Origin of the sequence: Vibrio sp. CJQ_6, assembly GCF_043106745.1 — a bacterium.
GTDB lineage: Bacteria > Pseudomonadota > Gammaproteobacteria > Enterobacterales > Vibrionaceae > Vibrio > Vibrio furnissii.
In genome coordinates this window covers 186736-207299 of record NZ_JBICMV010000035.1, presented here as the reverse complement: position 1 = coordinate 207299, position 20564 = coordinate 186736, and the positions used below count along the sequence as shown (strand labels likewise).

General features: G+C 51.9%; 19 protein-coding genes. 11 read left to right on the top strand and 8 right to left on the bottom strand.

Features of this window, described 5'->3' with window-relative positions:
• The first annotated feature begins 238 nt into the window (after nt 1-238).
• Genes ACF8PK_RS18935 through rlmM form a run of 4 tightly spaced genes read left to right on the top strand, consistent with a single transcriptional unit; the run spans nt 239 to nt 3251 of the window.
• Entirely contained in the window at nt 239-1171 is a 933-nt protein-coding gene (locus tag ACF8PK_RS18935) for a transcriptional regulator GcvA (protein WP_004723982.1), read from the top strand.
• Nucleotides 1140-1775 (top strand): alpha/beta fold hydrolase, encoded by a 636-nt coding sequence (locus ACF8PK_RS18930; protein ID WP_392443031.1) that lies wholly within the window; start codon nt 1140-1142, stop codon nt 1773-1775. Before ACF8PK_RS18935 ends, ACF8PK_RS18930 begins: the two co-directional genes overlap by 32 nt.
• Complete coding sequence (locus ACF8PK_RS18925) at nt 1765-2163, top strand: DUF423 domain-containing protein (RefSeq protein ID WP_158141026.1); 399 nt, start codon at nt 1765-1767, stop codon at nt 2161-2163. The genes ACF8PK_RS18930 and ACF8PK_RS18925 overlap by 11 nt, the downstream gene beginning before the upstream one ends.
• Nucleotides 2160-3251: a 23S rRNA (cytidine(2498)-2'-O)-methyltransferase RlmM gene (gene rlmM, locus ACF8PK_RS18920; protein ID WP_055467134.1), complete on the top strand. Its 1092-nt coding sequence runs from the start codon at nt 2160-2162 to the stop codon at nt 3249-3251. The genes ACF8PK_RS18925 and rlmM overlap by 4 nt, the downstream gene beginning before the upstream one ends.
• 47 nt (nt 3252-3298) lie before the next feature.
• Here the strand turns inward: rlmM and xni are convergent, their stop codons facing one another.
• The 5 genes from xni to queF form a co-directional block, all read right to left on the bottom strand.
• Entirely contained in the window at nt 3299-4075 is a 777-nt protein-coding gene (gene xni, locus ACF8PK_RS18915; RefSeq protein WP_004723972.1) for a flap endonuclease Xni, read from the bottom strand.
• 69 nt (nt 4076-4144) lie between these two features.
• The gene (gene ppnN, locus ACF8PK_RS18910) at nt 4145-5503 is read right to left on the bottom strand and encodes a nucleotide 5'-monophosphate nucleosidase PpnN (protein ID WP_004723970.1); all 1359 of its coding nucleotides are present in this window, start codon (nt 5501-5503) and stop codon (nt 4145-4147) included.
• A gap of 370 nt (nt 5504-5873) precedes the next feature.
• A complete protein-coding gene (locus ACF8PK_RS18905) occupies nt 5874-7439 on the bottom strand; it encodes a GGDEF domain-containing protein (RefSeq protein WP_392443302.1) in 1566 nt (521 codons plus the stop codon).
• 108 nt (nt 7440-7547) lie between these two features.
• A complete protein-coding gene (locus ACF8PK_RS18900; RefSeq protein ID WP_014205583.1) occupies nt 7548-9818 on the bottom strand; it encodes a hypothetical protein in 2271 nt (756 codons plus the stop codon).
• A gap of 17 nt (nt 9819-9835) precedes the next feature.
• Nucleotides 9836-10681 carry an NADPH-dependent 7-cyano-7-deazaguanine reductase QueF gene (queF, locus tag ACF8PK_RS18895; protein WP_158107118.1) on the bottom strand — a complete coding sequence of 282 codons (846 nt, stop codon included), beginning with the start codon at nt 10679-10681 and terminating at the stop codon, nt 9836-9838.
• A 97-nt stretch (nt 10682-10778) separates the two neighbouring features.
• On the opposite strand from queF, the gene syd reads away from it, so the two are divergent.
• Both syd and ACF8PK_RS18885 read left to right on the top strand, forming a co-directional pair.
• A complete protein-coding gene (syd, locus tag ACF8PK_RS18890; RefSeq protein ID WP_392443025.1) occupies nt 10779-11324 on the top strand; it encodes a SecY-interacting protein in 546 nt (181 codons plus the stop codon).
• A gap of 3 nt (nt 11325-11327) precedes the next feature.
• Entirely contained in the window at nt 11328-12104 is a 777-nt protein-coding gene (locus ACF8PK_RS18885) for a Zn-ribbon-containing protein (RefSeq protein ID WP_143679300.1), read from the top strand.
• Nucleotides 12105-12202: 98 nt separating this feature from the next.
• Here ACF8PK_RS18885 and ACF8PK_RS18880 read toward each other — a convergent pair whose 3' ends face one another.
• The 3 genes from ACF8PK_RS18880 to metN form a co-directional block, all read right to left on the bottom strand.
• Nucleotides 12203-13012 carry a MetQ/NlpA family lipoprotein gene (locus ACF8PK_RS18880; RefSeq protein ID WP_004723959.1) on the bottom strand — a complete coding sequence of 270 codons (810 nt, stop codon included), beginning with the start codon at nt 13010-13012 and terminating at the stop codon, nt 12203-12205.
• Nucleotides 13013-13076: 64 nt separating this feature from the next.
• Complete coding sequence (locus ACF8PK_RS18875; protein ID WP_004723958.1) at nt 13077-13754, bottom strand: methionine ABC transporter permease; 678 nt, start codon at nt 13752-13754, stop codon at nt 13077-13079.
• Entirely contained in the window at nt 13744-14778 is a 1035-nt protein-coding gene (gene metN, locus ACF8PK_RS18870) for a methionine ABC transporter ATP-binding protein MetN (protein WP_004723956.1), read from the bottom strand. Before metN ends, ACF8PK_RS18875 begins: the two co-directional genes overlap by 11 nt.
• Before the next feature lie 214 nt (nt 14779-14992).
• On the opposite strand from metN, the gene gmhB reads away from it, so the two are divergent.
• The 5 genes from gmhB to treC all read left to right on the top strand — a co-directional run bounded on the left by gmhB (nt 14993) and on the right by treC (nt 20556).
• Entirely contained in the window at nt 14993-15550 is a 558-nt protein-coding gene (gene gmhB, locus ACF8PK_RS18865) for a D-glycero-beta-D-manno-heptose 1,7-bisphosphate 7-phosphatase (protein ID WP_014205579.1), read from the top strand.
• 152 nt (nt 15551-15702) lie between these two features.
• On the top strand, nt 15703-16041 hold the full coding sequence (locus ACF8PK_RS18860) for an MliC family protein (RefSeq protein ID WP_014205578.1): 339 nt from the start codon (nt 15703-15705) through the stop codon (nt 16039-16041).
• A 72-nt stretch (nt 16042-16113) separates the two neighbouring features.
• The gene (gene treR, locus ACF8PK_RS18855) at nt 16114-17067 is read left to right on the top strand and encodes a trehalose operon repressor TreR (protein ID WP_392443021.1); all 954 of its coding nucleotides are present in this window, start codon (nt 16114-16116) and stop codon (nt 17065-17067) included.
• A gap of 304 nt (nt 17068-17371) precedes the next feature.
• Nucleotides 17372-18796 (top strand): PTS trehalose transporter subunit IIBC, encoded by a 1425-nt coding sequence (gene treB / locus ACF8PK_RS18850; protein WP_392443018.1) that lies wholly within the window; start codon nt 17372-17374, stop codon nt 18794-18796.
• Between the two features lie 68 nt (nt 18797-18864).
• Nucleotides 18865-20556 carry an alpha,alpha-phosphotrehalase gene (treC, locus tag ACF8PK_RS18845; RefSeq protein ID WP_392443015.1) on the top strand — a complete coding sequence of 564 codons (1692 nt, stop codon included), beginning with the start codon at nt 18865-18867 and terminating at the stop codon, nt 20554-20556.
• Nucleotides 20557-20564: the final 8 nt, after the last annotated feature.

The following is a 20564-nucleotide window of genomic DNA, read 5'->3' as shown; positions in this document are numbered from 1 at the left end:
AGTATATGTTTTGCGGCAGGGGATAACTGCACAAAACAGGATGGTAGAAAAACTACCTCACTCGAAAATCGAGTTTGCAAACACAACATCGCAATAACTAAGCCCATTGATTCTCAATGAGAATCAAGCCGTTCAGGCCCGCATTGCGGGGTGAAATATAGATTTTCTCTGGCTGGTTAGCAACGGACAATTTATAATGTTTCAGATTAAAAAAACTAATCTGTTATAGAGTGTGCTCATGTCCAGAAGATTGCCACCCTTAAACTCGCTGAAAGTCTTTGAAGCCGCGGCTCGCCACCTGAGTTTTACTCGGGCGGCAGAAGAGCTGTTCGTGACTCAGGCTGCGGTGAGTCACCAAATTAAAGCGTTGGAAGAGTTTCTCGGGTTGAAACTATTTCGTCGTCGAAACCGTTCGCTGCTGCTCACTGAAGAGGGGCAAAGCTATTTCCTCGACATCAAAGACATCTTTGGTTCGTTGGCGGAAGCAACCGACAAGTTATTGGAACGCAGCGAGAAAGGTGCGTTAACCATCAGTTTGCCGCCCAGCTTTGCGATTCAATGGTTGGTGCCGCGCTTGGCGGACTTTAACCAGCAAGAGCCAGATATCGATGTGCGCATCAAAGCGGTCGATATGGAAGAAGGCTCGCTGACGGATGATGTCGATGTCGCCATTTACTACGGCCGAGGCAATTGGCCGGGGCTGCGCGCCGATAAGTTGTATCAAGAGTTTTTGATCCCGCTCTGTTCGCCGTCGTTGCTGCTGGGCAGTAAACCGCTGGCGACGCTGAGTGACTTGTCGTATCACACGTTGCTGCACGACACCTCGCGCAAAGACTGGAAACAGTTCGCCAAAGAAAATGGCTTAGAGAGTGTCAATGTGAATCACGGGCCGATCTTCAGTCACTCGACCATGGTGTTGCAAGCCGCCGCGCATGGTCAAGGCGTCGCGCTGGGCAACAACGTGTTGGCGCAACCCGAGCTTGATGCGGGGCGTTTGGTCGCGCCGTTTGACGAAGTGCTGATGACTAAAAATGCGTTCTACGTGGTGTGCCACGAGAAACAGGCGGACATGGGACGGATTGCAACGTTTCGTGATTGGATGCTGAAAAAAGCCCGCCGCGAACAGGAGGATATACTGGATGACAACAGTCTCAACCCCCGTGCGCATTGATGGCGGCTCGCAGCCGCTGACGTTTATTTTTGCCCATGGTGCCGGAGCTGATATGGACCACGAGTTTATGGCGGCGGTCGCCAAGGGCGTGGCTGAGCGTGGCATTCGTGTGGTGCGATTTAACTTTCCGTACATGGTCAAGCGTGCCGAAGATGGCAAGCGCCGTCCGCCGGATCGCGCGCCGAAACTGCTGGAAGCGTTTGAAGCGGTGATTGCCGAACACGCAACGGGGCCGGTGGTCATTGGGGGCAAATCGATGGGCGGGCGAATGTCGTCGCTGCTGAGTGCGCACCCGCAAGTGGCGGGTATTGCGTGTTTGGGTTTTCCCTTTCACCCGCCCGGCAAGCCGGAAAAATTCAAAGGGGATCACTTGGCAGACATCGACACGCCCACGCTGATCCTGCAAGGCGAACGTGACACGTTTGGTACGCAGTTGGAGTGTGCCACATTCTCATTCAGCCCAAGCGTTTCGCTTGTATTTCTGCCAGATGGCGATCACAGCTTCAAACCGCGCAAATCGTCAGGGCATACCGAAACACAAAACATCGCCTTGGCGGTGGAACAATTGAGTCAGTTTATTCTCGAGGTGTACGATGCAAAGTAAGTCATTACTTACCTTAGGCGGCCTGTTTTCCGGGGTTGCCGTGGCGCTCGGCGCGTTTGCGGCGCACGGTTTAAAAGCCACGTTGAGTCCCTATTTGCTGGGTGTCTTTCAAACGGGTGTGCAGTATCAATTCATTCATGCGGCTGCGCTGATTGCCTGTGGCATTTTGTTGCAGCTGTCGGGGACAGAAAAAGCGCGAAACTATTTTAGCCGCGCGGCGATTTGCTTTATCATCGGCATCTTTTGTTTTAGCGGCAGCCTGTACGCCTTAGCACTGACGGGTGTGAAATGGTTTGGTCCCATCACGCCGATGGGCGGTCTGCTGTTTATGATCGGCTGGGGATTATTTACCTTCGCGGCCATGAATATTAAAGAGGTCAAGCAGTGAAACAAGTCATGCTCTATTGCCGCGCAGGCTTTGAAAAAGAGTGCGCCGGTGAGATTCAGGACAAAGCCACGCAACTGGAAGTGTATGGTTTCCCGCGGATGCAGAAGAACAGCGGCTATGTACTGTTTGAATGCTATCAGGAAGGCGATGCGCAAAAGCTGATCAAAGAGCTGGATTTTCAGGCCTTGATTTTTGCCCGCCAGATGTTTGCGGTGGCGGCAGAGTTCACTGAACTGCCGAAAGATGACCGTATTTCGCCGATTTTGGCGCAGTTGTCTGAATACGAAGATTTTCCGCGCTGCGGCGATCTGCGTGTGGAAACGCCGGATACTAACGAAGCCAAAGAGCTACTCAAGTTCTGCCGTAAATTCACCGTGCCATTGCGTCAAGCGCTGCGTGGCAAAGGAGTGTTGTTTGCGAAAGAGCATCCGAAAAAGCCTGTGCTGCACGTGTGCTTTATCGCGCCGGGCCACTGTTTTGCCGGTTACTCGCTGAGTTCCAATAACTCGCAGTTCTTTATGGGCATTCCACGCCTGAAGTTTCCTACCGATGCGCCAAGCCGTTCAACCCTCAAACTGGAAGAAGCGTTCCACGTGTTTATTCCACGCGAGGAGTGGGACACGCGTTTGGCGTCTGGCATGTGGGCGGTCGATCTGGGTGCTTGCCCGGGCGGTTGGACGTATCAGTTGGTGAAGCGTTCGATGTTTGTGCATGCGATTGATAACGGCATGATGGCAGACAGCCTGATGGAAACCGGTCAGGTGAAACACCACATGGTCGACGGGTTTAAGTTTGAACCGCCGCGTAAGAACGTGACCTGGCTGGTGTGTGACATGATTGAAAAGCCATCACGCGTGGCTCAACTGATGGGCGAATGGATCATCAGTGGCTGGGCGAAAGAGGCGATTTTCAACCTGAAACTGCCGATGAAAGGCCGCTACGATGAAGTGCTGGAAGACATCGAAAACCTGAAGATTTTCCTGAAAGAAAATCACGTCAAGTTTCGTCTGCAAGCAAAACATTTGTACCACGATCGCGAAGAGATCACGGTGCACGTTCAATCACTGAGTAACATCTCGCCGCACTAATATCGTGACAGAGTTGAAACAAAAAACGCTCCTTAAGGAGCGTTTTTTTATGCCGGCGACCCGCTGAAACGAATGTCCTGCAGATTAAAACCGAGTTCGATGTCGGTTTTCAGTCCGGCTACCTGTTTACAGACCCGCGCCAGTTCAATGTGTTCATCGAGCTTTTTGCGATATTTCGCTGGCAGGTCGTCACTGGCGTATGCGCTGTCGATGTCCGGATATTGCGTCAGTATCTCTTTGGCCGCTTTGGGGCCAATCCCCGGGACTCCCGGTACTTGGCTGGAGCTGATCCCCGTTAATCCCCAGTAATCGGCCAGCTGTGTCGGTTTGACGCCAAACTCATTTTCGATAAATGGTGCATCCAACCAACGCTGTTGGAAGTAATCGCGAATTTGTAGCGTGGGAGAGAGCAGTTGGCAGTAGCCTTTGTCGGTGGAAATGATGGTGACCTTTTCCTGATGCGCGGCCACTTTGGTGGCCAGCGTCGCGACCAAGTCATCGGCTTCATCGCCCTCGGAGAGCAGGGAATCGATGCCCAGTTCCCACCATGCTTGCTGAATCTGATCGAGCCCTTGTTGCAGCGGCTGCGGCATGGGTTTGCGTCCGGCTTTGTAGCCGGGCAGCACCTCGGCGCGCCAGCCTCGATCTTGCAGGTGGTGATCAAACACCGCGATGATGTGGGTGGGGTCGGCTTCACCAATGATACGTTGCAGCGTACGGCTGGTGGTGTCTATGGTTCGCGCAATATCGGTTTCATCCGGCTGAGCGGAATGCACGCGGCGAATGAGGTTCAGAGCATCGATAATGACGAGATGGATAGACATAGCAATTCAAAAAAATAAGGGCTGTTAGGCCCTTATTGTAATGAAATTCAATGGGATTGCTACCAAGCGTCAGGTGACGATGCGATAACACGGCACATAAGCCGAGCCGCCCGGTAGTTTCATGCGATGCTGTTCAACGAAATCTTTCAGCAGGCGGTCCATTTTCTTCATCAAGATCGGGTCGCCATGAATCTCAAACGGGCCATTGCGTTCAATCTCATGAATGCCTTCGGCTTTCACGTTCCCGGCCACAATGCCCGAGAAGGCGCGGCGCAGGTTCGCGGCCAGCACTTCCGGACGCTGATTGAGGTGCAAGTCCAAATTGGCCATGCTTTCGTGGTTCGGCTCAAACGGCAGTTGGAATTCCGGCTCGATTTTGAGTGACCAGTTGAAGCTGTAGGCGTCATCGTTGTCTTTGCGATGCTGACGGACTGCTGGCATTGCATTTTTCATGATGCGCGCTGCTTCAGCGGGGTTGTCGATTACGATGGTGTAATGCTGACGCGCTTCGTCACCGAGTGTGTCGGCAATGAATTGATCGATGGAGCGGAAGTACGCTTCGCTCTCTTTCGGCCCGGTCAGGACGATTGGCATCGGTTGGTTGGCATTTTCTGGGTGCATCTTAATGCCCAGAATGTACAGCAACTCTTCTGCAGTCCCCGGACCGCCCGGGAAAATGATGATGCCGTGCGCCAAGCGGACAAACGCTTCCAGACGTTTTTCGATGTCGGGCATGATCACCAATTCGTTCACGATCGGGTTTGGCGGCTCAGCGGCAATGATCGACGGTTCGGTCAGGCCAAGGTAGCGCTGCTCGTGGTAGCGCTGTTTCGCGTGACCAATCGCTGCCCCCTTCATTGGGCCTTCCATCGCGCCCGGGCCACAGCCGGTACAGATGTTGAGTTCACGCAGGCCCAGTTCGTGGCCCACTTCGCGGGTGTATTGGTACTCGATTTCATTGATCGAGTGCCCCCCCCAGCACACCACCAAATTCGGAATGATGCCCGGGATCAGCGTGCCTGCGTTACGCAAAATGCCAAACACTAAGTTGGTAATGTGTGTGGCGTTGGTCAGATTCAGGCGTTGGCTGTCTGCCAAGTGCATGTTGACGTAGACGATGTCTCGCAATACTGAAAACAGGTGTTCCTGAATCCCTTTGATGATGTGTCCATCGACAAATGCATGCTCGGGTGGGTTGGTCAGTTCCAGCTTAATGCCGCGTTCACGGCGCAGCACGGTGACGTCAAAATTCTTATATAAATCGAGCAACTCTTTGGAGTTGTCGGTATGGCTGCCTGAGTTCAGCACCGCGAGGGTGCAGTTGCGGTACAGCTGATATAGATCACTGGACGCGGTTTTTTTCAATCGTTCGACTTCGAGCTGCGACAACAGATCCATACTGCCGGCAGGGCTGACTTGAGTGATCATGCTGACCTCCTTGCTTGAGAGGTTAATGATAGTCCACCTGCGCGGTTGGTTGATGAATGGTTGGCGTTATTGGTCGCTCGCGTCGCAGAGGTGGGGCAATCGTCCGGCGTGAACACAGATTCTGATGGGATGAACCTGAGGCAAAACCGGATGCATCAGGCTCGTGCGTTGCGGGCATGTTTGGCGCAACGTTCACGAGTCTGAACGTTTAACTAATTGATATTCCAGTTTCAATCTTGTTCGGTTCTGCTGAAATGGGAAATGTTGTGCGACATCAGATGTGAGATGAGTCACTAAAAATAGGTGTGTCAGATTAAAAAATAACCGAATGAGGCAGGGAAACGGACCGCGGGGCCGCGATCCGGCGGGGTTACTTCCAAGCGATTTGGTTTGGCCCGTATTTTTTCACTTCGACCAAGGCGCGGTGAACGCGCTCCAGCACCGTTTCTGGCGTGTCTGATTCTTTGAAACAGGTACTGGCCGCCGTCATGGTGATGGTGATGCTTTTATCGCGGAACTTGAACGGCAGTTTGGAGATATTCCGTTGGATTTGTTGAATGATTTGATGACACGCGTTGTCGGCGTGTTCTGGCAGCAGCAGAATGAACTCTTCACCGGAAAAACGCGCCACGGTGTCGGTGTCTTCAATCTCTTTACTGATGGTGCGCGCAATGATTTTCAGCGCTTTATCACCGGCCATGTAGCCGAAGCTGTCGTTGATGGTTTTGAACTTATCGATATCCAACATCACCACACGCAGCGTGTGCTGAGTACGAATCCAACGGCGATATTCGAGTTCCAATCGATCATTAAACGCGGTGCGGTTGTACACTTTGGTCAGTGGATCTTGCAGCATGCGCTGCGCCTGATCTTCCAAACGACGGCGGTAATCTTGGGTGAGTTCAAACAGAGCTTCCATTTGAGTGCGCGTGTACTGCATGCGTTCAATCAGCGCCTGTTCACGCTGCTCAGCGTGCGTGAGTCGCTCCGACAGCGAGGCCAGATCCGCCAACATCGGTTCAAGCTTGGCTTTGGTGCTGCTGAGCTCTTCACCATCTTTCAGGGCGGTTTGACTACGACCGACCAGGGTGTTCAGCTCTTGATGCATCTCTTGACGATGTGTTTGATAGTTGAGGCTTTGGTCGACGTTTTGATTGACGCTTTTGATGTTGTTCGCCAAGGAGCTGTTGACTTGCTCTAGGAATTTTTCTGAACTTTTGCGCTCGAAGTGAGTGCCGGCAATCACCAGCTTCAACACGTCCAGCGTCAGTTCCAATAAGATCTGAGTCGTCACGCCGTTTAACAGCTTGGTGCGAATATCGGTCAGCAGATCGCCCGATTCCCCATCGAAATCCAGTTCGCAAATCAAGTTTTGCAGATCGTCACTCAGGCGTGCCAACAATTCGTTGTCGGCGCTTTGGCTGAGTTCGTCGGTCACCGACTGCGGGTTGGCGGTGATGATTTTTACCGAGCGTTCGTAAATGCCCAGCAAGCGCATGGCTTGGTCCGCTTTGGGCAGTTGTTGGGCCGCAGAAAAACTGAGTAAATCACGCAGATCGCGTTTTAATTTTGAAGGCAGACCGGGAACACGCAGCAAGATTTCGCCACTGTGTTTGATTTGCGAGTCCAAATGGGAACTCTGCTTTTCCTTAATCAACGTGTGTTGCTTCAACATGCGCTCCAGTACGGCCAGACGAGGTATGAGCGAGCTTACATCTTTTTGTTGCTCGATGGCTTGACGCAGTTCAGCTAAATACCCATTCAATCGATGGTTCTCGCCTTGGCAAGCCAGGCTTAAAGATGCGACGATACGTTTCAGGACTTTCTGTTCTCGATTAAATTTGAACGAAGTATCCCGTTGTGTCAAACGTGTCTGTTCCAACTGACTGCGCAGCTGGTTTAACTGATTTTGGATATCTTGCTCGAGAACGCCCATCGACAACAAACTACAGCTTCGGATCAATCCTGATCCTATTTAGTGATTTATCGATAATAACAAAAAAAAATTATTCGTCACGATTTCAGTGCGTTAACCGTATAGCTTTTACCCATCTTTTAAAAGTTTTTTGATGTTCTCCTCATTCTTGTATGAGGAATGCACCTTGATCAATCCCTGATTGATGGCATGTTTGCACGATTTGCGAATGTTGTTGGACGCAAAACTGGCCGCTGGCGCATTGTCGATGGCACGCAGGTAAACCCAGTGGCTGCTGTTCTCTTTGATGCTCAGATCGCGCGCCACACTGGCGGCCATGAGCAGAATGTCCAGTAACTCTTTGTCGTTGATTGCCGTGTATGCGCGAGGCAGGAACGGATAATCAGCGATGCCCATGCGAATGATGCGGTTGAGGCGACGTTCGGGCTGAAACTCTTCAATCCATGACTGTACTTTATTGAACAGATCTTCTGGCGGACGTTCGCGATCCGGACACGGTTCAATGTAGAGCAGGTTGGCATCGGAGAAATGGTACAGACGCGCTTTGTCGTCATCGATTTTCGATTTGAGGAAGGCGCCAAAGTCGTGTTCCAGTTCCAGACCTGCGCTGTAGCCGTGTTGCAGGTACATGTTGCGCAGGAACGGAATGTCGATCATCGCAAAGCGCAATCGATCGTTGAGTGGTTCATGGATCAATTCCCCCACGTGCCACTGTTCGTAGTTTTGACTGCTGCGTTCTAGTGAAGAGAGCAGCTTGGAGTTGAGCATACGCAGGTTGTGTAGGCGCGAGCGCGAGTGAGTGTAAAGGTTACTGCTGAGTTCATCGATTTCATCGCGCTGGCGCTGAATCACGTAACCGCGACGCAGCAGCAGCAAGAAGAAGATCGAACTGGCCACGAACAGCGCAAACGCGATTTTTTGGAACTTGCTGTATTCACGCTGAGTTTCTTGCAGCTCTTTTTCCTGACCGACCAAATGCAGTGTCTGTTCTACGAACTCTTTTTGCTGGCGGAATGCATCTTCACTGATCTGATTGAGTTTTTCTTGGCGGATCTGCGCAATGGCATTGCTCTGTTTGACGTTTTCCAGCGCATTGGCATAACGGCCCGTCTGTTCATAGCCGAGCGACAGCAGACGGTAGGCGTTCTCTTCAATGGCTAAATCGCCCGTTGCTTGGCCGATGCTGAGGGCTTGTTGCGCTTGGGCAATCACTTGCTGGCCCTGATTCTGATGGTAAGCCAATCCAGCGTTCAACAAGCTAGCTCGCCCTTTGAGACGCGGAATGTCGGTGTAGCTGAGCAGCTCTTCTGCGCGCGCCAAATACTGCTCGGTCAGTGGGTAGTTGAACAGTTGCAAATAGGTCGCGGCAAGGCTGAGGCGCACTTCGATCACGCTTTCAATGTCGTTGCTGCTGCTCTCGTGGTCAATCACGTTGAAGTAGTGTACCAGCGCCAAGTTGTACTTGCCTTGCTGGTAGTAGACATCGCCCATGCGTTTTAACACTGCTGCCAGTGCCGGCGACTTGTCGTAGTTATCGTAAAAATCGGCGGCCTGCGAGAGATGAACCAGCGCTTTGTCCAGCACGCGGCGTTCAAAGAACAGTTGGGCCAGCAGGGTATTGGTTTTGGCCAGCAGGGCGCTGGCGTTACTTTCCACCGCGCCCCAGTAAGACATCAAAAGTTCGGACAAGGCAAGGTTGTAGAGTTCGTGGTTGAGGTAATGTTTGCCGACCACCAAATGGTATTCAATTTGCGGCTTTTTCGATTGCAAGGCATCGATGTAGGGTTTGACTTGCGCAAATAGGCGATTGGCCAGTTCGAGGTCATTGGCTTGGGAGGCAATCTCGGCGCGCAGCATCGTCATTTTGTAATCGATGCCTTTGGCGAGGTGGTCGGAATTTTTGATCGCTTCGTATTCTTTGGCAATGTTGCGCAGCGCTTCGCGCGCTTCGCTGGTGTTGCCGTCGTAGCGCCATTGTAAACGCACATCAAGGATCTCGACTTCCAGTTCCAAATACGGCAGCTGGTATTTCTCCGCCAATTCCTGCGCTTCATCCAGCAACTTGAACGCCGTTTGCTGATACCCGAGGTTAAACTCGGCTTTGGCAAGAATCTTCAACGCATCAATCGTACTGCCGGGCGTGCGCACCCGGCTGTCGGTTTCATCGCGTGAAATAGTGGTTGGGCTGGTCTCGGCTTTATCGGCCAACTTGCGTTGGGAGAGATATTCCGTGGCTAGCGCTTTGGCTTGCGCCGGAGAAATCTCAATCAAACCATCGGCTTCGTTCAGGGTGGGTGACGAATAGATGGTGGCGTAGGTCCAGGTTGAAAATGAGAGCAGAGCCAAACCAAGCCAGTGCTTCCAGCGAAGAAATGTCATCCTGTCGAGCATCCTTGTTATTGACGAGCCATACGTTGATTGTGGCTCGGAGCCGCCTGCTCAGTTGAGCGATACGGGTTGATATCCAGACCGCCGCGACGGGTGTAGCGAGCCAGCACCGTTAAGTGCTCTGGGTGGCAGTAGCGGGTGATGTCGGTAAAGATACGCTCAACGCACTGCTCATGGAACTCGTTGTGCTCACGGAATGACACAATGTAGCGCAACAGCGCTTCGCGATTGATTTTCGGCCCACGGTAAGTGATTTCTACGCTGCCCCAGTCGGGCTGATTGGTGATCAAGCAGTTGGACTTCAGCAGGTGGCTGTGCAACGTCTCTTCAACAACGTCATCGCTGGTGGCATCGGCAAGTAACGTGTCGTCAAATGCGTAGCTGGTGATGGTGATGTCCTGATCGTCGATGCAGTCTCCTTGCATGGTCACAATCGGCTGCGCGGTATAGGCCGCTAGCGGCTTGACCTCGACATGCACGGTTTCACCGGCGCACGCGGACAAATCGTGTTGCAGGCGCGCCTGAACGTCTGCCCAGGTTGAGAAGCGCGTCTGGTTAAAACTATTGAGGTAAAGTTTGAACGATTTCGACTCGATCAGGTTGGCGCTGGTGGCCGGAATCGCGACTTCGCCGATCGCCACTTGTGGCAGGCCATTGTCATTGAGCCACGACAGCTCATATAGCGTCCAGAGGTCACAGCCCAAAAACGGCAATGTGTCTCCCAAGTGCAGATCGTTGCGGTTTAGGCTACGTGGAACCGGCTGCAAAAGGGAAGGATCGTACTGGCTCGCGTACTCGGTTTTTTTCCCCAGGGTTAAACCTGCCAGCTCTTTTGCGTCAGAATATTTGCTCATACTTTACAGTGAATTCGATTAGAATAACCGGAATTCTACGCAATACCGTCGCGTGTGTCATCTGGCAGGCGCGACTAACCTAACTATGGAGAACGTCATGGCTCACTTAGTGGTTGAAGCCTTATTCTCATTCAGCCAGCGCTACTTGGATGCGGTTCAGCACGCCCATCAGCAATTGCCGTATAACGATGAGTTGATCGACTGGCCATCGCCATGTGTGGTCGAGGCGCTTGAGGACCGCGTGTTTTGGCAACCTGTGCCGCGCACCCCTGCTGCTGATTTGGCCAATGTGGAACAAGGGATTGAGCTGACGTTGCAGCAAGACATTGCCCCGTTTTATGGCGCGCAATTTTCGGCAGACATGCCCGCGCGTTGGCGCGGCCGTGAGTTGACCTTGTTACAAGTGTGGAGTGATGCGGATTTTCAACGCCTGCAAGAGAACATTCTCGGCCATTTGGTGATGCAGCGCCGCCTCAAACACAAACCCACCGTGTTTATCGCGACAACGGTCGATGAGATGGCGGTGATTTCGATCTGCAACCTGACGGGTAACGTGATTCTGGAAAAATTGGGCACCACGCAACGTGAAGTGCTGACCGCCGATGTGGTCGAGTTTTTGAATCAATTGGAACCGGTGGTGTAATCGATGTACGTGGTTGAACTTCAATTTGAGTGTTTTGACAACACCACCATCAGTGCCGTCGACAAAGCCATCAATGGGTTGATGGACGCGCTGCGTTACAACGGTCAAGTACTGGGACGCGAGTTTCCGATCATTTTGGGCGAGGGCGAGTTTTATGTGCGCGCTGTGTGCCCGGAAAAAGAGAGCTTGCACCCAAACCATCACTCCGATTTTGTTAAGGTGTGCATCAATCGTTTAGCCGATGCGAGTCTGCTGGCGCCGAAAGTGCGTTTGCTGGGGCGTGATATTAACTCTGAAGAAGCGGCTGAAGTGGAAACACCAAGCTGGCAAGTGCTATACACCACTTACGTGCACACCTGTTCGCCGCTGCGCAGTGGTGAGACGCTGCTGCCTATTCCGCTCTATCGCAATGAACCGACGCTCAACGGCGACCATAAATCCGTTATTAAATGGCAAACCGAGTGGCAAGCCTGTGACGAAATTCAGATGGCGGGCGGCTGCAAGGCCGAGTTCGCGGCGCTGCATGAAATTTGCGATGTCGATAGCGACTTGTTTCGTCGTGGCTGGGACTTGCGTGGTCGGGTGGAATATTTGACCAAGATTCCGACCTACTACTATCAATACCGCGTTGGCGGCACCAGTTTGGCAGATGAGCAAGCGCGCAAATGCCCGAAATGCGGTGGTGAATGGTTACTGGATGAGCCGCTGCATGACATCTTCCATTTCAAATGCGATACGTGCCGAATTGTCTCAAACATCTCTTGGGATCATTTGAAATAGCCGCGGTATTCGGCAGGGCATACGCCTGAAATGACCGCAACAAAAAAGGTTGGCCTAAGCCAACCTTTTTTATGGGTTTCACCGTGTCAAGGATGGGATTACCAACCTTTAACTGCGCCACCTTGGAAGATGTCTGCCGCGGCATTTGCCACTTCATCCGTTTGGTACGCTTTCAGGAAGTTCTGTACGTTTTCGGCGTTCACATTGTCTTGACGGGCAACCAGCAGGTTCACGTATGGTGACTCTTTGTCTTCAACGAAGATGCCGTCTTTTTCTGGCGTCAGGTTGAGTGAGCTGGCGTACGTGGTGTTGATGATCGACAGAGCAACGTCATCCAGAGAGCGTGGCAGTTGCGCTGCATCCAGTTCAACAATTTGGATTTTCTTTGGGTTTTCGACGATGTCACGAACGGTAGCCAGCAAGCCAGCATCAGCACGCAGTTTGATCAGACCTTGTTTTTCCAGCAGGATCAGAGAACGACCAAGGTTGGTTGGATCGTTTGGTACTGCGATGCGCGCGCCATCTTGCAGTTCATCAACCGATTTGATCTGTTTTGAGTAACCTGCGATTGGGTACACGAAGGTGTTGCCCACGATCGCCAGTTTGTAGCCACGGTCAACGATTTGCTGATCGAGGTAAGGTTTGTGTTGGAATGCGTTAGCATCAATTGAACCATCATCCAGCGCGGCGTTCGGTGTAACGTAATCCGTGAACGTGACCAGTTCCACATTCAGGTTATATTTCTCTTTCGCAACTTTCGCTGCGACTTCAGCAACCTGCGCTTCAGCACCGGCGATCACACCAATTTTTACTTTGCTGTTGTCAACGGCTTTGTCACCACAGCCAGCCAGCACAAGTGCAGAGGCAGCAGCGGCAATGGTCAGTAAACCTTTCAGGCTCAATTTCATGATATTCTCCTTGTTATCAAACTTCTAACGTATCTGTGTTGTATTTTTTAAGATAATGAACGGGTTATCTGTGATCGACGCGACGAACAAACGCATCGCCGATCGATTGAATAATTTGTACTAGCACAATCAGCATCACCACGGTTACAGCCATGATGGTGACATCATAACGGTGGAAACCGTAACGAATTGCCACATCCCCTAGGCCGCCGCCACCAACGGTCCCCGCCATGGCTGAGTAACTCACGAGGGTCACCAAGGTGATGGTTACTGAGTTCAAAATGGTTGGCATCGCTTCTGGGAGCAGCACTTTGGTGATGATTTGCATTGGGGTTGCGCCCATCGATTGCGCCGCTTCAATCAAGCCGGTTGGGACTTCCAACAACGCCCCTTCAATGAGACGCGCCACAAATGGGATGGCGCCAATGGTCAGCGGTACGATCGCGGCGGTTGTCCCGATAAAGGTGCCCACCAACATTTTGGTGACAGGAATAATGGCTACCATCAAAACCAGGAACGGGACGGAGCGACCAATGTTCACAATCGCGCCCAGTACGTTATTCAGTTGAGTGTTTTCCAACAAGCCACCTTTTTTGGTGGTGTGTAGAATTACGCCCAACGGAATGCCTAACGCAAAGCCGACAATACCAGCGACGGCAACCATGTAAACGGTTTGCCATGTGGCCATCAAAAGTAGGTCGCTGTTGAGTGATAACCAGCTGCTGATCGTATTAAAGGACATAACCAAGCACCTCGACTTTTACATTGTGGTCACGGAGATATTGCATTGCTGCGACGTCATCATTTTGATTGCCGTAGATTTCGGCCACCATCATCCCGAATTTCACGCCGCCGGCGTAATCGAGATCAGAACTCAGAATGCTGACATCAATATTGAATTTACGCGCGATTTGCGACATGAGCGGCGCATCAACGGTGGCGCCAGTAAACTCAAGGCGCACCAGCGGGTAGCTGCCTTCGACACGTTCTGCATTCAAACGCGCTTGATAATCATCGGGAATCGACAGATCCAAGGTTGAACGAATGAATTGATGCGCCAGTTGTGTTTTCGGGTGCGCAAAAATGTCGCCCACGCTGCCTTTTTCCACCAACTCACCGTCACCGATGATCGCGACTTCGTGACAGATGCTCTTCACCACGTCCATTTCGTGCGTGATCAACAGCATGGTGATATTCAGCTTGCGGTTGATCTCTTTGAGCAGTTCCAAAATCGATTGTGTGGTTGCAGGATCCAGCGCGCTGGTGGCTTCGTCACACAGCAACACTTTGGGGTCAGACGCCAAGGCGCGCGCAATCGCCACACGTTGTTTCTGGCCGCCACTCAAATTGGCTGGGTAGGTGTCGCGTTTGTCGGTCAGGCCTACCAGCGTCAGCAGCTCAGAGACTTTACGTTCAATGTGTTGATCATCTTTGCCTGCCAATTCCAATGGCAGCGCAATATTGCCAAATACGGTGCGAGACGAGAGCAAGTTAAAGTGTTGGAAAATCATGCCAATATTACGGCGAGTTTCCGACAATTGTTTGGACGTCAGTTGCGTCAGGTCAACCCCATCAACAATCACGCTACCGCTGGTTGGCGTTTCCAACATGTTGACACAACGAATGAGCGTACTTTTCCCTGCACCAGAAGAACCGATAACACCGAAAATCGTACCTTGTGGAATATGAAGATTGATGTCTTTCAGGGCATGAATTTCTTTGTGGCCTTGCAAGAACACCTTATTGACGTGACTAATTTCAATCATGTAATAACCTGTGCAGGGATAGCAGTATAAAATTTTGAACTCTCTCTCACTTAGTAGAGGATGCTATGGGTTATCGATGGGCAAGTCAATAGATATTTTTACGTCTAGACGTCTAAACGGGTTAAGTGATGAGACGGTTAAGTAATTAGATAGTGATGAAAGAAATAAAGCGTGCAATAATTCTCGGCACACTACGTTATTTGAGAGCATTATTTTGGCTAAACCTGCTGTGTTTTTGGACCGTGACGGCGTGATCAACGTTGACCACGGCTATGTGCACGATGAGCACGATTTTGAGTTTATCGAAGGCGTTTTTGAAGCGACGAAAAAGCTGCAGGAGATGGGGTACCTGTTGGTTCTGGTGACCAACCAATCCGGTATTGCTCGCGGCATTTTCAGTGAAGATCGCTTTCTATCTCTGACACAATGGATGGACTGGAATTTTGAAGACAATGGCGTTGAGTTTGATGGCATCTACTATTGTCCGCACCACGCAGAGCACGGTGTGGGCAAGTACAAAGAAGATTGTGACTGCCGTAAGCCAAAACCGGGGATGTTTATCTCGGCGCGTGACTTCCTCAAAATCGACATGGCCAAATCGGTGATGGTCGGTGATAAAGCTGAAGATTTGATGGCGGCAGACGCTGCGGGCGTGGGCACGAAGATTCTGGTTCGTACCGGCAAACCGATCACCGAAAAAGGCGAAGCGCTGGCGACGACGATATTAGAGAGCCTGCGTGATGTGCCCGCTTATTTGAGCGCACATCGTTAATGTCTTCAAAAGGTCGCCATCGGCGGCCTTTTTCCTTTCTATCAATCGGCTGTCTATGCTTGTAAGAACGACTTTACCACCTGTGCGTCAGCAACACCGCGCCACCTGCGCGCGACTGACGTATGGCCTCACGTGATGAAAAGGAGAGGGATATGTTGGTTCGATTGACGTTCGTATTACTTGGTTTGAGTGCGCTGCTGACCGGATGTTCTTCCTCAAGCGACAGGGCAAACGATGACACCTATGGGGCTTTCTTTCATTATCAATGTGATGACGCCGCATCGTTTGATGTGGCTTACGCCGCCAAACAAAGTGCCATGTTGCGGTTGTCGGATCACAGTTATCGTCTGATGGAGGTTGCGGCAGGCTCCGGCACCAAGTACATTCTGGATGACCATTCGACCGAGGCCAATCCCATCACGCTGTTTACCAAAGGTGATGCGGCAAGGTTAGAGGCCAATGGGGTCATATACAAAAACTGCTGGCGATAACACTCGCTGGTCAGTGCCACTTTTCGGTGTGCGGCGACGCTGCCGCACCCGCTCTCAACATTAGTAGTCGTTATGGGTAAGAAACTCACTATTCTGGATATTGCAAAGCTCTCGGGAGTCGGTAAATCGACGGTTTCACGGGTGCTGACCAACGATCCCAAAGTCAAACCAGAAACGCGCGCCAGAGTCGAGCAAGTGATTGCCGAGCATGGCTACGTGCCATCGAAATCGGCCCAGTCGATGCGCGGGGGCAGCCAGAAAGTGGTGGGCGTCATCATCTCACGTCTTGATTCTCCCTCAGAAAACCGTTCGGTCAGCAGCATGCTGCAAGTGCTCTACAGCCAGGGGTATGACGTGGTGATCATGGAGAGCCAGTTTGATCGCGATAAAACCCGCGATCACCTCGATGTGCTGGCGAAACGCCATGTCGATGGGGTGATAGTGTTCGGTTTTACTGGCCTTGATATGGCGGCGTTGGTGCCGTGGCAATACCGCTCTGTGGTGATTGCGATGGACTCGGCGTCGGTGTCATCCATCAACTACGATAACCGAGGGGTGATTCGTCAGGCGATTGCGTTTTTGCAGCAGCAACATCGAGTGAATATCGCGTTTATCGGCGTCAATCCGAAAGATAAAACCACCGGTGAGATGCGCCTGCAAGCCTACTTAGATTGGTGTGAGGAACAAGGAAAAACGCCGATTTATCAAACGGGTGAACTGCACCATGAGAGCGCCTATCGTTTGGTGGACGAGGTGCTGACCGACAGCACTCAAGCGATTGTGTGTGCCAGTGATACCATCGCCATGGGCGTCATCAAACGATTACAGGAGCGCCAACGCGAAGATGTGATGGTGACTGGTGTCGGCGGTAATGAACTGCTGTCGTTTCTGTTTCCCAATGTCTACAGCGTCGATCCCGGATATCGCCAAGCGGGCGAACAGGCCGCGAAACTCCTCATTCAGCATTTGTGCGGTGAAATTGACGAATGCGTGCATCTGACCCAAAGCCCCGCGACTGCGGGTTGATCTGCGATGCGGTTATGCTCGTGTCGTGAGCGGGCGAGCACAACCTAGATAAGCAAGGTCGCAAACCGCGGCGTTCTTTCGTTTTCCTTTCTGCCTTTCGTCCGTGGGTTGTTTCATTCAGCGGACGTTGCCAAGATCGCATTTTTCACTCGGATCACTGCGCGCTTTGTGATCATTTTCAACTTGTGGGACTGTTCCCATTTTTCGTCATGATGAAGTATGTCAGTATGCTCGCAATTGAATGGGAATGTTCCCATTGCAAATGAACTATGATAATAAATGGATTAATAGGGTGGACGAGGATATGAGTAAGATAGCGAAGCAAGACGTTGCGCGTCTTATTGAGCTGGTCGGTGGCAATGAGAACATTGCCAGCGTAACGCACTGCCTGACACGGCTGCGTTTTGTGCTGAATGAGCCGAGCAAAGCAGACATCAAGCAACTGGAAGCGATGAGTTTGGTGAAAGGCTGCTTTACCAATGCTGGCCAGTTTCAGGTGGTGATTGGCACTGAAGTCGATGTCGTCTACAAGGTGCTGCTTGAACTGACGGGGAAAAGTGGTGCGTCTAAAGATGAAGCCAAGCTCGCGGCGCGTCAGAACATGAACATGCTGGAGCGTGGCATTTCCCATTTGGCTGAAATTTTTGTGCCGCTGCTGCCTGCCATCATTACCGGGGGGTTGATTCTCGGTTTTCGGAACGTCATCGGCGACATTCGCATGTTCGATGGCAAAACGCTGGTGGAAATCAGCCAGTTTTGGGCCAGTGTCCATTCCTTCCTGTGGTTGATTGGGGAAGCGATCTTCTTCTTCCTGCCGGTCGGCGTGTGTTGGTCGACGGTGAAAAAGCTCGGCGGAACGCCCATTTTGGGCATTACGCTGGGGATTACTCTGGTGTCGCCACAACTGATGAATGCTTACCTGATTGGTAAGCAGGTGCCAGAAGCGTGGGATTTCGGCTGGTTCGTGATTGAAAAAGTCGGCTATCAGGCGCAGGTGATTCCGGCCATTTTGGCGGGTGTGGTATTGGCGTTTATCGAGACCAACCTGAAGCGCATCGTTCCGGCCTATTTATATCTGGTGGTGGTGCCGTTTGTGTCCATCATTCTTTCAGTCATTCTCGCCCATGCTTTTATCGGGCCATTTGGTCGCGTGCTGGGTGATGGCGTGGCGTTTGCGGCGAAAGCGGCCATGACCGGTGACTTTGCGGTGCTGGGTTCGATGGTGTTTGGTTTCCTGTATGCGCCACTGGTCATTACCGGGATTCACCACACCACCAACGCGGTGGATCTGCAATTGATGCAGGATTTGGGCGGCACGCCGATTTGGCCACTGATTGCGCTGTCGAATATTGCGCAGGCATCGGCGGTGGTTGGCATCATCTTGATCAGTAAAAAGGCAGGCGAGCGCGATATCTCGGTTCCGGCGGCGATTTCTGCGTATTTAGGCGTGACGGAACCGGCGATGTACGGCATCAACCTCAAATACAAGTTCCCGATGCTGAGCGCCATGATTGGTAGCGCGCTAGCGGCGGCGATCTGTGGCAGCTTTGGCGTGATGGCGAACGGGATCGGGGTCGGTGGTCTGCCGGGGATTTTGTCGATTCAACCGCAGTACTGGATGGTGTTTTTGATGGCGATGTTGGTGGCGATGGTTGTACCGATTGTGCTGACGCTGTTCATGTACAAGCGCGCGCAAGCCAAAGGCCAGCTGACCGCGGCTGAAGCCTAACCCTTTCTTTTTCAGAGTGGCCGTTGGCCACTCTGCGATTTCTGATTTCAGGTAAGTGAGTTTACGTCATGACGACACAATTAACGGACGCCAACTGGTGGAAGACCGCGGCGATTTATCAAATTTATCCGAAAAGTTTCTGTGACAGTGCAGACAAAGGCACGGGTGATCTTCCGGGCATCATCAGCAAGCTGGATTACCTCAAAACGCTGGGCATTGACGCGATTTGGCTGACGCCGGTATACCAGTCGCCGATGATCGACAATGGCTATGATATTTCCGACTATTACGCGATTAACCCTGAGTTTGGCACCATGGCGGATTTTGACTGCCTGCTGGCGCAAGCGCACGCTCGTGGCATTCGCATCATCATGGACATTGTGGTCAACCACACGTCAACCGAGCACGCTTGGTTCCAGTCGGCGCTGGGGGATAAAGCTAGTCCGTATCGCGATTACTACATTTGGAAATCACCAGTCAATGGCGCCGAGCCGAACAATTGGCAGTCTAAGTTTGGCGGCAGTGCTTGGGCGCTGGATGAAGCGACCAACGAATATTATCTGCATCTGTTTGCCAAAGAGCAGGCGGATCTGAACTGGGAAAACCCGCACGTTCGTCAGGAAGTGAAAGACATTATTGCGTTCTGGGCGGAAAAAGGCGTGGATGGTTTTCGCCTTGATGTGATTAACCTGATTTCCAAGCAACAAGATTTTGCCAACGATGATCTTGGTGATGGCCGCCGTTTTTACACCGATGGCCCGCGTGTACATGAGTATCTGCAAGAGATCAGCCGCGATGTGTTCCAGCGTTACGGCAGCGTGACGGTGGGAGAAATGTCGTCAACCACCTTAGCACACTGCCAGCAATATTCGTCGCTGGACGGCAAAGAGCTGTCGATGGTGTTTAACTTCCACCATCTCAAAGTTGACTATATCCACGGTGATAAGTGGACTCGCGCGCCATTTGATTTTCTGCAACTCAAGCAGATTTTCAATCATTGGCAGACGGGCCTTCATGGGAAAGGGTGGGGGGCGCTGTTCTGGTGTAACCACGATCAGCCACGTGTGGTCAGCCGCTTGGGCAATGACAAAGCCTACCGTGAACTGTCGGCCAAAATGCTGGCGGCGTCCGTGCACATGATGCAAGGCACGCCATACATCTATCAGGGGGAAGAAATTGGCATGACCAATCCCGGTTACACGTCCATTGAGCAGTATCGCGATGTGGAAAGCATCAACATGTACGACATCATGGTCAATCAGGGCACGACTTCCCATGAAGAGATGATGGCGATTTTGGCGCAGAAATCACGGGACAACTCACGTACGCCGATGCAGTGGAATGCAGGGCCTCAAGCGGGCTTTACGCAAGGCACCCCTTGGCTTGCGGTGGCAGACAACTATCGCGACATTAACGCTGAGCAGGCGGTCGCTGATCCCGACTCGGTATTTTATTTTTACCAACGCCTGATTGCGCTGAGAAAAGAAGTGGCGGTGATTACGCACGGTGATTATCGCGATCTGTTGCCCGAGCATCGCGAGATCTTTGCCTATCAGCGCCAATCCGCGACGCAAACTTTAGTCTGTCTGAACAACTATTACGGACAAGAGAGTGAATGCGTGCTGCCCGCTGAGCTGGATGTCAGCCAAGCCCGTTATCTACTCGGCAACTATGCCGGCATCACAGAGCAACATGTGTCAGTTCATCAGATCCTTCGGCCGTACGAAACCCGCATCATCCTGATTGAATCTTCTCAATAAGATGTAAC

Bases quoted from the DNA above. Each gene is read 5' to 3' on its own strand.
- ACF8PK_RS18935 (WP_004723982.1), top strand. From the start codon at position 239: ATGTCCAGAAGATTGCCACCCTTAAACTCGCTGAAAGTCTTTGAAGCC.
- ACF8PK_RS18930 (WP_392443031.1), top strand. From the start codon at position 1,140: ATGACAACAGTCTCAACCCCCGTGCGCATTGATGGCGGCTCGCAGCCG.
- ACF8PK_RS18925 (WP_158141026.1), top strand. From the start codon at position 1,765: ATGCAAAGTAAGTCATTACTTACCTTAGGCGGCCTGTTTTCCGGGGTT.
- xni (WP_004723972.1), bottom strand. From the start codon at position 4,075: ATGTCTATCCATCTCGTCATTATCGATGCTCTGAACCTCATTCGCCGC.
- ppnN (WP_004723970.1), bottom strand. From the start codon at position 5,503: ATGATCACTCAAGTCAGCCCTGCCGGCAGTATGGATCTGTTGTCGCAG.
- ACF8PK_RS18905 (WP_392443302.1), bottom strand. From the start codon at position 7,439: ATGGGCGTTCTCGAGCAAGATATCCAAAATCAGTTAAACCAGCTGCGC.
- ACF8PK_RS18900 (WP_014205583.1), bottom strand. From the start codon at position 9,818: ATGACATTTCTTCGCTGGAAGCACTGGCTTGGTTTGGCTCTGCTCTCA.
- queF (WP_158107118.1), bottom strand. From the start codon at position 10,681: ATGAGCAAATATTCTGACGCAAAAGAGCTGGCAGGTTTAACCCTGGGG.
- syd (WP_392443025.1), top strand. From the start codon at position 10,779: ATGGCTCACTTAGTGGTTGAAGCCTTATTCTCATTCAGCCAGCGCTAC.
- ACF8PK_RS18885 (WP_143679300.1), top strand. From the start codon at position 11,328: ATGTACGTGGTTGAACTTCAATTTGAGTGTTTTGACAACACCACCATC.
- ACF8PK_RS18880 (WP_004723959.1), bottom strand. From the start codon at position 13,012: ATGAAATTGAGCCTGAAAGGTTTACTGACCATTGCCGCTGCTGCCTCT.
- ACF8PK_RS18875 (WP_004723958.1), bottom strand. From the start codon at position 13,754: ATGTCCTTTAATACGATCAGCAGCTGGTTATCACTCAACAGCGACCTA.
- metN (WP_004723956.1), bottom strand. From the start codon at position 14,778: ATGATTGAAATTAGTCACGTCAATAAGGTGTTCTTGCAAGGCCACAAA.
- ACF8PK_RS18860 (WP_014205578.1), top strand. From the start codon at position 15,703: ATGTTGGTTCGATTGACGTTCGTATTACTTGGTTTGAGTGCGCTGCTG.
- treR (WP_392443021.1), top strand. From the start codon at position 16,114: ATGGGTAAGAAACTCACTATTCTGGATATTGCAAAGCTCTCGGGAGTC.
- treB (WP_392443018.1), top strand. From the start codon at position 17,372: ATGAGTAAGATAGCGAAGCAAGACGTTGCGCGTCTTATTGAGCTGGTC.
- treC (WP_392443015.1), top strand. From the start codon at position 18,865: ATGACGACACAATTAACGGACGCCAACTGGTGGAAGACCGCGGCGATT.